Below are 11,823 nucleotides of genomic sequence, written 5' to 3'. Positions count from 1 at the left end.
CCTCAACAATTAATAATAAATCACGGAATTCCATCAGGTTCTTCAGAACCATGACTTGCTGCCCGCGACATAGTCTTCGTAAAAACTCTGGTCGGATTTGACCAGGTAGATGATGGTCTCGATAAAGGCAACCAGCCCCATGATGAGCGGCGGGATACCGACCAGGATCCACCCGATCGTACCGCACACCAGCATGATGATCCCGGCCGTCGTCTTGCCGAGATAGAACTTATGCACCCCGAACATGCCGAGGAAGAAGGCCAGAAGCGCCGCCACATATTTGTTGCGCTCGCCCATCGCCGTCATGATGACATAGATGCTGACCGCACTGTCGCCCGATGCCTCGAAATCGACCGTGGAGCCTGCCGGGACAAAGACCGTATCGCCCATCAGATCGCTGACGCTGAATGTATAGCGCTTACCGTCATCACCGCTGATGAGGCCGGTTGATCCGTTGAATGAGAGTACCTTGCCCCGCATGATCCCCTACTCCGCCGCCATCGTATGGCCGGCAAAATTGCTCTTACGCGACCGGTAAAGCGCGATGCGTTCCTCGATTTCCGGACGGAAGTGGCGGATCAGTCCCTGGATCGGCCAGGCCGCCGCGTCGCCGAGGGCGCAGATGGTATGGCCTTCGATCTGGGTGGTCACTTCCAGCAGGGTGTCGATTTCCGACGGATCGGCATCGCCCTTCACCATGCGCTCCATGACGCGCCACATCCAGCCGGTGCCTTCGCGGCACGGCGTACATTGGCCGCAGGACTCGTGCTTGTAGAAATAGCTCAGGCGGGCAATGGCGCGGATCAGGTCGGTCGACTTGTCCATGACGATGACCGCGGCCGTGCCGAGGCCCGACTTCAGGTTGCGCAGGGTGTCAAAATCCATCGGCAGGTTTTCGCACTGCTCGGCGGTGATCATCGGCACCGACGAACCGCCCGGAATGACGGCCTTCAGATTGTCCCAGCCACCGCGAATACCGCCGCAGTGATCCTCGATCAGTGTGCGGAACGGGATCGACATGGCTTCTTCGATATTGCACGGCTTGTTGACGTGGCCGGAGACGCAGAACAGCTTGGTTCCGGTGTTGTTCGGCGCGCCGAACGAGGCAAACCAGGCGGCGCCGCGGCGCAATATGGTGCCAACCACGGCGATCGATTCCACATTGTTCACAGTCGTGGGGCAGCCATAGAGGCCCGAACCGGCCGGGAACGGCGGCTTCAGGCGCGGCTGGCCCTTCTTGCCTTCGAGCGATTCCAGAAGCGCGGTTTCCTCACCGCAGATATAGGCCCCGGCGCCGTGGTGGATATAGACGTCGAAATCCCAACCGTGAATATTGTTCTTGCCGATCAGCTTCGCCTCATAGGCTTGCTTGACGGCGGCTTCCATGCGCTCACGCTCCTGCACATATTCACCGCGCAGGTAGATGTAACAGGCATGGGCCTGCATGGCGAAGGACGCGATCAGGCAGCCTTCGATCAGCAGATGCGGATCATGCCGCATGATCTCACGGTCCTTGCAGGTGCCGGGCTCGGATTCGTCGGCATTGACCACCAGGTAATGCGGGCGATCCTTGACCTCCTTGGGCATGAAGGACCACTTCAGGCCGGTTGAGAAACCGGCGCCGCCGCGACCGCGCAGGCCGGAATTCTTGACGTTGGTGATGATCCATTCGGCACCGTACGAAAGAATGTCCTTCGTGGCGTTCCAGCAGCCGCGCTGCTTCGCCCCCTCCAGGCCCCAGTCATGGAAGCCGTAGAGATTGGTGAAAATACGATCCTTATCTTCGAGAATGCCAACCATGATTACGCTTTCACCTCAGGCTTGGGCGCTTCTGTACCGGGCGCATTCGGAATCTTGATCTTCTTCGCGGCCGAGCCGTCATATAGCTTCGGATCGGTCAGGGAGGACACGCCACCCAACGGTTCGGATGTGTGGCGGCCGTTATAAGGGCCCGGCTTCGGTGACTTGCCGGCGGCGAAATCATCGATGATCTGGGCCAGATTTTCCGGCGTCAGGTCTTCATAATAATAGTCGTTGATCTGGGCCATCGGCGCATTACAGCAGGCGCCCAGGCATTCAACTTCCTGCCAGGTGAACTTGCCATCGGCCGACAGCTTGTCCTTCGGGCCGATCTTGTCCTTGCACACCTTGATCAGGGCATCGGAGCCGCGCAACATGCACGGCGTGGTGCCGCACACCTGGATCAGCGCCGCCGAACCGACCGGCTCCAGCATGAACATGGTGTAGAACGTGGCCACCTCGAATACGCGAATCTGCGGCATTCCCAGCAGCTTGGCGATAGCCGTAATGGCGGGTTCGGAAACCCAGCCTTCCTGCTTCTGCACCAGCCACAGGATCGGGATCACCGCGCTCTGGCGGCGGCTTTCAGGATATTTAGCAATCCACCAGTTGGCCTTCTCCAGCGTTTCCGCTGAGAAGGTAAAACTGGCCGGTTGCTCCTTGGCGAGACGACGAACGGACATCAGGCCCCTCTACACAAATAAACAGGCAGCGCTTTACACCCGCAGCCCAGGAATGACAGTTTAATTTTTAAGGGTTTCACAGAAATCACTGCAGCACCCCATCAGCGACGGCACGGGCCTTGGCTCTGGCGCCATCAATACGCGCACCAATCTCCTTGATGTGCGGCAGGAAGCGCGCCAGCCGGCGGAAAACGAAGACCGACAGATAAAGGGCGTACAGATAGGGCGACGAGGTGAGTTCGGGGTGGAAACGGTAGATGTAGTAGCGCACCAATACCATGACGACGGCGAACGGCAGCCAGATCGACCCGTAACGGATCACTTCATCGCGCAGGAAGCCCGACGCGCCGCCCGGATGATAAGGCCAGGCATTCTTGCTCATCAGCCAGCGCACCAGGATGACGGCAGAGATGACCACCACCACGAACAGCAGTGGGAAAAACGCCCACATGGCCGGATGAGCGTGGAACAGGGCGGCTTGCTTGGCCTGTTGAGCGGCATATGCGTTCATTTCTGCATGGCCTCGTAACGAGCGTTGCGTGCCGCTCGCACACGATTTTGCGCTGCCGCCACCATGGGCAACCGGCGGGCGCCAAGCAAACCGATCACCGCAATGCCCAGAAGAACAAAGCGGGCAGTTTCGTTTTCCAGTTCGGGCTTGAACTGGACCACGAGCGTGAAACCCAGGACGCAGACCAGCATCGGGATAACCGGCAGGAACAGATAAAGAAGCATGTCCATGACATATCCCCTGGCGCCACCGGAATGGTAGGGCCAGCTTGGGCGCGACAGGAACAGGCTCAAGGCCATCATGGCCAGCAGCAGTCCTGCGGCGATCAATACACCGGTCAGCGGGGCATCGGTCATCGGTCGATTTCCCCGAAGACGATGTCGAGCGAACCCAGGATGGCGGAAACGTCGGCCAGCAGGTGGCCGCGATTCAGCCAGTCCATGGCCTGAAGGTGTGGGAATCCCGGCGCGCGGATCTTGCAGCGGTAAGGCTTGTTGGTGCCATCGGAGACCAGATAGACGCCGAATTCACCTTTCGGCGCCTCGACGCAGGCATAGACCTCGCCTTCAGGCGTCTTGAAGCCTTCGGTATAGAGCTTGAAGTGATGGATCAGGGCTTCCATCGAATTCTTCATTTCGGCGCGGCGCGGCGGCGTCACCTTGTGGTCGGTCGAAAGCACCGGACCGGGCGTTACCTTAAGCTTGTCAATACATTGCAGCATGATCTTGACAGACTGACGCATCTCTTCGACGCGGCAGAGATAACGATCCCAGCAATCACCGTTCTTGCCGAGCGGAATATCGAATTCAAGCTCGTCATAGCATTCATAGGGTTGCGACTTGCGCAGATCCCAGGCCACGCCCGAACCACGCAGCATGACGCCAGTAAAGCCCCAGTCGAACGCCTGCTCTTTTGAGACCACACCGATATCGACATTGCGTTGCTTGAAGATGCGGTTTTCGGTGATCAGGGTTTCGATATCGTCGAGCGCCGGCAGATATTCCTTATTGCACCACTCGGCGATGTCCTCGATCAGTTCCGGCGGCAGATCCTGATGCACGCCGCCTGGACGGAAATAGTTGGCATGCAGACGGGCGCCGCAGGCCCGCTCATAGAAGACCATCAGTTTTTCACGATGCTCGAAGCCCCAGATCGGCGGCGTCAGCGCACCGACGTCCATGGCCTGGGTCGTCGTGTTCATGATGTGCGACAGGATGCGGCCGATTTCCGAGTACAGTACGCGGATCAACTGGCCGCGCTTGGGCACTTCGAGGCCCAGCAGCTTTTCGATGGCCAGGCAGAAGGCGTGCTCCTGATTCATCGGCGCCACATAGTCGAGGCGGTCGAAATAGGGCACGTTTTGCAGATAGGTACGCGATTCCATCAGCTTTTCGGTGCCGCGATGCAGCAGCCCGATATGCGGATCGACGCGCTCGACCATTTCACCATCAAGATCTAGCACAAGGCGCAGCACACCGTGCGCCGCAGGATGCTGCGGGCCGAAATTGATCGTGAACTTGCGATCATCATCGCCCTTGTTCACAAAAGGCTCTACACCGTCTGCCATGAAATCAAACCCTTATCCGTAACTCTTAATACCAGGCCAGAGCCTAGACCTTCGCCTTCTCGTCACCCGGCAGCACATATTGCGCGCCTTCCCACGGCGACAGGAAGTCGAATTTGCGATATTCCTGAGTGAGCTTTACCGGCTCATAGATCACGCGCTTCTGTTCTTCGTCGTAACGCACCTCGACATGCCCCGTCATCGGGAAGTCCTTGCGCAGCGGGTGGCCCTGGAAGCCGTAATCCGTCAGCAAACGGCGCAGGTCGGGGTGATTCGAGAACAACATGCCGTACATGTCGAAAGCTTCGCGCTCGTACCAGTCGGCATTGGGATAGACCGAACGAATCGACGGCACCGGCAGCACTTCATCGGTCTGCACCTTGACGCGCAAACGAATGTTCTGCGTCAGCGACAGCAGATGATAGACCACATCGAAACGCAGCGCCCGCTTGGGATAATCGGCGCCGCAGACATCGATCAACTGGTGGAAGCGGTAAGGCGCCTGCTTCAGCTTCGCCATGATCTCGACGATGCGCTCACGATCGACCGTCAGGGTCAGTTCGCCAAAAGCAATGACCGATTCGACAATCGCTTCCTTGAAATCGGCCTGGGTCTTTTCAGCGAGCGCCTGTAGTTTTTCCAAAGACATACGTGTCCCCTTCCCTTAGCGACGGATGCTGCCGGTACGGCGAATCTTCTTCTGCAATTGTAGAAGGCCGTACAGGAGGGCCTCGGCCGAAGGCGGACAACCGGGAACATAGACATCCACCGGCACGATGCGATCGCAACCACGCACGACGCTGTAGCTGTAGTGATAATAGCCGCCGCCATTGGCGCAGGAGCCCATGGAAAGCACGTAGCGCGGGTCGGGCATCTGGTCATAGACCTTGCGCAGCGCCGGCGCCATCTTATTGGTCAGGGTGCCGGCGACGATCATCAGGTCGGACTGGCGCGGTGAGGCACGCGGGGCCATGCCGAAGCGCTCCATATCGTAGCGCGGCATAGACGCCTGCATCATTTCGACGGCGCAGCACGCAAGCCCAAAGGTCATCCACATCAGCGAGCCAGTACGGGCCCAGGTGATGACGTCGTCGGCCGAAGCGACGAGAAAGCCCTTCTGATCCAGTTCCGCCGAGACCTGCTCGAAGAACTTGTCATGGACCGCGGGATCATAGCCTTCAACCGAAGACCGGCCAGCAGATCCGGCAGGAATGATTACTCCCATTCCAGGGCTCCTTTTTTCCACACATATATATAGCCGAGACCCAGTTCGACCAGGAAGGTTACCATCGACCAGAAGGCGACGTGCATTCCGCCATTGGGCATATCAAACAAAGACACAGCCCACGGGAACAGGAACGAGGCTTCCAGATCGAAGATGATGAAGAGGATGGACACCAGATAGAACCGGACGTCGAATTTCTGGCGAGCCGAATCGAAGGCGTTGAAGCCGCATTCATAGGCCGACAACTTTTCCGTATCCGGCGCCTTGGGCGCGATTACCAGCGCGCCGATCATGAAGCCGAGGCCCAGAACGGTCGCTACGCCTATAAAGATGATGACGGGAAGATATTGCAGTAGAAATGCGTTCATCAGGTCACCTAACCCCTCACTATAAAACACTGGCCGCATGTCAGGCGCTTTTAGCAGGCGCATTTGGCAGGCGCATCCGGCGACGATATTAACTATCGCCCCGGACTCAGTCAGTAGGCTATTAGACCACTCTGTTCAAAGCTTCAAACCATTGCGGTGCGAAAAAATCACCTTTTGCCCACTTTCTTTCACTTTTTTGCCTCCCATGCGTACAATGAAAATCACTCGCAACGCCCAATCTTTAAGTCACAAAGTTATCCAGTGATTTGGCTGAAACGCGGTCATTTTTTCTGTTTTATATGTTGACACCCACTCGCCCGCCGAACTACTAAGCGCACCTCTTCAACCGATGGCGGCGACGCTCTCACGGTGAAGGGACAAGGGAATGCGGGTGTAGCTCAGTTGGTTAGAGTGTCGGCCTGTCACGCCGAAGGTCGCGGGTTCGAGCCCCGTCACTCGCGCCACCCCTGCTTTTGGTTAAGCAACGGGTGGCACCGCATTTTCCCTGAATTCAATATTTTTCGGAAATTATCCTCTGGTCGGCGCAAGCCGCGATGCGCGGCCTGTGAATGACTGCGCTTTTGTAGTTGACACCCCGTTCCGCCCGAACTACTAAGCGCGTCTTCTCAACGGACAGTATCTCTGGCCGTCGGGATTAGGGAATGCGGGTGTAGCTCAGTTGGTTAGAGTGTCGGCCTGTCACGCCGAAGGTCGCGGGTTCGAGCCCCGTCACCCGCGCCACCCCTGCTTTTATTTAAGCAACGGGTGGTACCGCATTTTCCCTGAATTTGCCATTAAGATTACCGTATATTTTCCAAACGTGGCGCGTTTGCGTCATATCCGTTCTGCCTGCACTCGTAGGGGCGGCGGACATAATTAAGCCCTCTTTATTTCCAAATTTGCGACACTACTGAAACGCGGATTTCTGATCCGAAGCATTTGGTGTGCGCCAAATGGCGTTTGCCACCTTTTCGACGGTAAAAATAAAGGTTAAGAGGTGAGCCTTGGTTTCACGAACGACACATATGAAGGCCGCGGGATTACCGGACAGTTTCCAATAGCGGGCCTCACCTCCATCCACTCTATATAAAGCATCCCAGGGAAGCTTATCCAAATGCGCAAACACAGACTACTGACCGCAACCGCCCTCACCCTGAGCCTGGGCCTTGTTGCCCTTGCGGGGGCAGGCGGTCAGGCCTTTGCCGCCACCACGATTTCCACGGCCACCACGACGCCGGTCAAAACCTCCGTGACGGGCGACCTGACGGTATCAACGGCTGGGTCGATCGCCGTGACCTCGGGTAATGCCATAACGGTTGATTCGAATAATTCGGTCACGCTCAACGGCAAGATCGATATGCTGAAGTCGGCCGATGGTTCGACGGGCATCCTGATCGATGGCGGCCATACAGGCAATCTGACGATCAGCGCCAATATTACGGTCACCGATGACTACACGCAGTTGGACACCAACAAGGACGCGGACGGCAAAGACGCGCCTGACGGCGTTCTCGAAGCGCCCTTCTCCGATACCAAAACGCGCTACGGTATTCATTCGACGGGGACGACGCCCTTTATCGGCAATGTGGACATCACCGCCGCCAGCACGATCGCCGTCGACGGCAACAATTCCTACGGCGTCCGCTTTGAAAACAATATCCAGGGTAATTTTACCATGGACGGCACCGTCACCCTGAATGGCGACAACAGTACGGCCGTGTCCCTGGAAAACGGCGCCACGGGGAATGTCTATCTGAGCGGCGCAATCACCGCCCACGGCAAGGACAGCGGCGCTGTGAAACTGGCCGGTGATTTCGGCGGCAATGTCATCATCGACGGCACCTATACCGGAACCGGCTACGCCACTGTCAATGCTCTGGGCGCCGACGCCCTGAAAGTTGTTCTGGCCACCCCGGCTGATCTTTACCAGGCAGGCCCGCTCGTCAGCATTGAAGGCAATCTGGCGCAGGGCCTGCTGATCGGTTCGACCATAACGACCGATACCAGCGACGCCAACAAGAGCAATACCGACCAGGACGGCAACGGCGTCGTGGATGCCAACCAGCAGACCGCCAACCTGACAAATTACGGCGCCGCACCAACGCTTCGTATTGGCTCGGCAACGACCAACATTACGCTGGGCGGCCTCGTTTTCAATTCATCAGCCCTGCCCGCCAATAAGCCGGCGATCAACTACGGCCTTTGGGTGCGCGGCGGCATTACCGGCTCGGGTGTTTATCAGGATGTCGACAATGTCGCGGTTCAACTGGGCGGCACCGGCCATGCGGTCAATATCGCCAATGGCATAGGCATCGCTGGCACAGTCTCTTCGACGGCTTACGGCGGCGACGCCACGGCCCTGTCGGTCCAGAGCGGCCTGTCCACGCCCCTGCTCGATGTCACGGGTGTGATTCGGGGTACGGCGGTTTCGGCCACGACCCTCGCCAGCACCGATGCAGACGGCACCAAGCACTATACGACGGTTGGTGATACGACCGCTCATGGCGTCGACATCCTGGCCGGCGCCAGCCTGCCGAAAATCAACATAGCCGCCGGGGGCGGCATCTATGCCGCGGCTACCGGCTCAACCGAACATGCCGTCGCTATCCGTGACCTGTCCGGCACCCTGACGGAAATCAACAACAACAATATCATCAGCGCCACGATCGCAGCGTCAGACGACAATGTCGACGGCACGGCCGATGCGCTGGTCAATCGCCCCATCGCCATCGATGTGCGCGCCAATACCTCCGGCGTGACCATTACTCAAACGGATACGGCACCTACCGACAGCGATGCCGACAAGGCCATTCCCATGCCCTATATCCTGGGCGATATCCTGCTGGGATCGGGCAATGATTCGATTACCTCCAATGGCGGGCTGATTTCCAGCAATATCGATTTCGGCGCCGGCGCCAACAGCTTCAAGCTGGACGGCGCTGCGACCTATCTCGGTAAGATGAGTGGCGCGGGAACCGTGGCGCTGGATATTGCTAAGGGCAACCTTTATCTCGCTTCGGGGTCGGCGCTCAGCCTGACCAATCTTCATGTCGGCGCGGAAAGCACCCTGGCCCTGACCCTGGATACCGATCATCCGACGGTGCCGATCTTCACCAACAGCGGCGCCGCTGTTTTCGATGATGGCGCATCGGTCAGCCTGACGCTTAACAAGCTGATCGTCGCTCCGACCGTATTTACGGTGATGACTGCGTCGAACATCGACCTGGGCACGCTGGATTCGGCCAGCCTGGACGGCAAGATCCCCTATCTCTATCATGCCGACCTAACGACGAACGCCGGCGACACCACGCTTTATGCCAACTTCCGCCTGAAAAACCAGGCGGAAGCCCAGTATTCGGACAACCAGTACGCCGCCCTCTCCCCCGTGCTTTCAGCCGTGGCGCAGGATACGGCGGCCACCAGCATCCTGATGTCGCAATTGACGAAGGAAGGCTTCGATCAGATCTACAACCAGTATTTGCCGGACTATTCGGGTGAAAACCTGCTCAGCCTGGCCACGGGTGCGGCGTCGCTGAATCGGACCCTGAGCAGCCTGACGCTTGTGCCTGATAATAATGAAGGCCAGTGGTGGCTTCAGGAGTACGGCTATCAGGTCAAGCGCAAATATGGCGAGACGGCCGGCTTCAAATCGACTGGTTTCAGCTTTGCCGGCGGCCGTGAACGCGAAGTCTACGGCAACCAGATGCTTGGCTTGTACCTGGCCTACACGTCGGGCTCGCCGCTCGATACATTCGCCATTGCCGGCGAAAAAATGGTCAATTCCGACGTGACCCTGGGTGGTTACTGGCGTATCCGGACCGGCGGACTGAAAGCCTGGGCCCATGTCGGCGCCGGCTATACGTCTTTCGAGACCACCCGGAACATCCTGGCGACCAACGGCACCTCTACAACCCCAAGCACCACGAACATAAACCATATTGCCGAAGCCAAGTGGAGCGGTTACTCCTACAGCGGCGGCGCCGGGGCTTCTTATGAGGTCAAGGCCGGCCGGCTCAGCTTTACCCCGCAACTGCTGACGGACTACTATGCGCTGCGTGAAGAAGCGCATGATGAAACCGGCGGCGGCGATTACTACGATCTTTCCATCGCCGATCGTGACAGCCACCTGATGACGGCCAGTGCGCTGTTCAATGTCAGCTACAACAAGTTCTTCGCCAAACCGGAAATCTGGTTCGGCTACAAGCAGAACGTCTCGGCGCAGATCGCCGACACCATTGCCAACTTCAAGGGCGCCACGCCCTTCACCCTGACTGGCGGTAATATCGAGGGCGGCGGCCCGGTCGCCGGCTTCCGTATTTCGGCCGACAACCAGTACAGCTATTTCTCACTGGAAGGCGAATACGAAAAGAAGGACGATTACACCAACTATTCGGTCTCGCTGCGGACTCGCTTCCAGTTCTGATCGGGTGTGAATTGCAGAATAAAAGCCGTCGCGGATATTCGCGGCGGCTTTTTTATGCTCGCTTGCCATCGGGGTCGATTTCAGCACATTCAGATATTGCAGGAGAGACATCATGGCTGAAGAGATCGTACATGTATCGGATACCGCCTTCTGGGTGGCCTGGTATCGCTGGCTGGAAACCCAGCGCAAGGATGCCCTCTTCCACGATCCGCTCGCAGGAAAGCTGGTCGGCGAACGCGGAAAAAAGCTGGCGCGCCGTATGGGCATCGAACGCGCGATGGCCTGGTCCATGGCGCTGCGGACATACATCATCGACGGCTATATTACGGAAGCCATTGCCGGCGGCGTGGACTGCGTGATCAATCTCGGCGCCGGGCTGGATACGCGCCCCTATAGGCTGGCACTGGCACCCGATTTCCTCTGGATTGAGGTCGATTTCGCCAACATTGTCACCTTCAAGAACGAAGCGCTTGCCAATGATCGGCCGCTCTGCCGGCTGGAACGTGTCACCTGCGATTTGTCACAAGACGCAGACCGTGAGGCCCTGCTGGCGGATGTGAACACCCGCGGACGCAACATACTGGTCCTGACCGAGGGCGTTATACCCTACCTGACGAATGAGGCGGTCGCATCCCTGGCGAAAAACTTGCATGAACAAAGCCATATAACTCATTGGATCACTGATTATTTTTCTCCTTTCTTCCTGGGGCTAGCCGCGCGCGGAGCCATTGTCAAACAGTTGCAGAAAAACGCCCCCTTCCGTTTCAATCCCGGTCCTGATCCGGATGACTGGCCACGCTTCTTTGCCGCCAATGGCTGGCAGATAGAGGCTATGCGTTTCATCGGCGAAGAAGGCCGCAAACTCGGCCGCGATCTCCCTGCCAACTGGCTTATGCGCATGATGATGCGTTACGCCAGTGAAGAGCGCCTGCGTCCTTACCGACGGATGAGCGGCTATGCTCTGCTGAATAAGGGCCACGATGTGGTGCCAATAGAGGTTTAGGCAGTCATCAAAAGTAGCTGATATTTTTAATTAATCAGCCGCCATGCCCCCGTTAATATCTGATTAAGAAAATCAGCCCATCATTCAATCAGAAGCTCCGCGGGCACGCTTTTCGCCGTTTTCGCTCATGCAAATTGCTCGGGTATGGCCAATTCAGATCGAGTATGGCCTGTTTAGACAGGGGCATACCCAGTATGGCCACAGGCCTGCATATTACCAATTTCAATTTTCATTAATCTGCGGTAT

The 11,823-nt window shown here is 57.7% G+C and carries 11 protein-coding genes and 2 tRNA genes; 4 read left to right on the top strand and 9 right to left on the bottom strand.

Features of this window, described 5'->3' with window-relative positions; all coding sequences use genetic code 11:
* Positions 1-42: 42 nt before the first annotated feature.
* The 9 genes from ACTHND_RS18525 to ACTHND_RS18485 form a co-directional block, all read right to left on the bottom strand.
* Positions 43-480 carry a TM2 domain-containing protein gene (locus tag ACTHND_RS18525; protein ID WP_440179440.1) on the bottom strand — a complete coding sequence of 146 codons (438 nt, stop codon included), beginning with the start codon at positions 478-480 and terminating at the stop codon, positions 43-45.
* Positions 481-486: 6 nt separating this feature from the next.
* A complete protein-coding gene (gene nuoF / locus ACTHND_RS18520) occupies positions 487-1,800 on the bottom strand; it encodes an NADH-quinone oxidoreductase subunit NuoF (RefSeq protein ID WP_440179439.1) in 1,314 nt (437 codons plus the stop codon).
* A gap of 2 nt (positions 1,801-1,802) precedes the next feature.
* Positions 1,803-2,483 (bottom strand): NADH-quinone oxidoreductase subunit NuoE, encoded by a 681-nt coding sequence (gene nuoE, locus ACTHND_RS18515; protein ID WP_440179438.1) that lies wholly within the window; start codon positions 2,481-2,483, stop codon positions 1,803-1,805.
* An 85-nt stretch (positions 2,484-2,568) separates the two neighbouring features.
* On the bottom strand, positions 2,569-2,994 hold the full coding sequence (locus ACTHND_RS18510) for a hypothetical protein (protein ID WP_440179437.1): 426 nt from the start codon (positions 2,992-2,994) through the stop codon (positions 2,569-2,571).
* Positions 2,991-3,350: a hypothetical protein gene (locus ACTHND_RS18505; RefSeq protein WP_440179436.1), complete on the bottom strand. Its 360-nt coding sequence runs from the start codon at positions 3,348-3,350 to the stop codon at positions 2,991-2,993. The genes ACTHND_RS18510 and ACTHND_RS18505 overlap by 4 nt, the downstream gene beginning before the upstream one ends.
* Positions 3,347-4,561 carry an NADH-quinone oxidoreductase subunit D gene (locus tag ACTHND_RS18500; protein ID WP_440179435.1) on the bottom strand — a complete coding sequence of 405 codons (1,215 nt, stop codon included), beginning with the start codon at positions 4,559-4,561 and terminating at the stop codon, positions 3,347-3,349. The genes ACTHND_RS18505 and ACTHND_RS18500 overlap by 4 nt, the downstream gene beginning before the upstream one ends.
* Before the next feature lie 43 nt (positions 4,562-4,604).
* Positions 4,605-5,207 (bottom strand): NADH-quinone oxidoreductase subunit C, encoded by a 603-nt coding sequence (locus tag ACTHND_RS18495; protein WP_440179434.1) that lies wholly within the window; start codon positions 5,205-5,207, stop codon positions 4,605-4,607.
* 15 nt (positions 5,208-5,222) lie between these two features.
* Positions 5,223-5,783 carry a NuoB/complex I 20 kDa subunit family protein gene (locus ACTHND_RS18490; RefSeq protein ID WP_090643089.1) on the bottom strand — a complete coding sequence of 187 codons (561 nt, stop codon included), beginning with the start codon at positions 5,781-5,783 and terminating at the stop codon, positions 5,223-5,225.
* Positions 5,774-6,151 (bottom strand): NADH-quinone oxidoreductase subunit A, encoded by a 378-nt coding sequence (locus ACTHND_RS18485; RefSeq protein ID WP_090643092.1) that lies wholly within the window; start codon positions 6,149-6,151, stop codon positions 5,774-5,776. The genes ACTHND_RS18490 and ACTHND_RS18485 overlap by 10 nt, the downstream gene beginning before the upstream one ends.
* Before the next feature lie 387 nt (positions 6,152-6,538).
* Here ACTHND_RS18485 and ACTHND_RS18480 point away from each other — a divergent pair.
* The 4 genes from ACTHND_RS18480 to ACTHND_RS18465 all read left to right on the top strand — a co-directional run bounded on the left by ACTHND_RS18480 (position 6,539) and on the right by ACTHND_RS18465 (position 11,577).
* Positions 6,539-6,615 (top strand) — tRNA-Asp (locus ACTHND_RS18480).
* A 200-nt stretch (positions 6,616-6,815) separates the two neighbouring features.
* Positions 6,816-6,892: transfer RNA gene (locus ACTHND_RS18475), tRNA-Asp, on the top strand.
* Positions 6,893-7,265: 373 nt separating this feature from the next.
* A complete protein-coding gene (locus ACTHND_RS18470) occupies positions 7,266-10,574 on the top strand; it encodes an autotransporter outer membrane beta-barrel domain-containing protein (protein ID WP_440179433.1) in 3,309 nt (1,102 codons plus the stop codon).
* A 112-nt stretch (positions 10,575-10,686) separates the two neighbouring features.
* Positions 10,687-11,577, top strand: a complete 891-nt coding sequence (locus ACTHND_RS18465) for a class I SAM-dependent methyltransferase (protein WP_440179432.1) — start codon at positions 10,687-10,689, stop codon at positions 11,575-11,577.
* Positions 11,578-11,823 lie beyond the last annotated feature (246 nt).

The sequence above is a fragment of the Asticcacaulis sp. genome (assembly GCF_051954415.1).
In the GTDB taxonomy this organism is placed as follows: Bacteria; Pseudomonadota; Alphaproteobacteria; order Caulobacterales; family Caulobacteraceae; genus Asticcacaulis.
The sequence above is the reverse complement of the archived record's forward strand: the minus strand, read 5'-3'. Positions and strand labels throughout refer to the sequence as shown.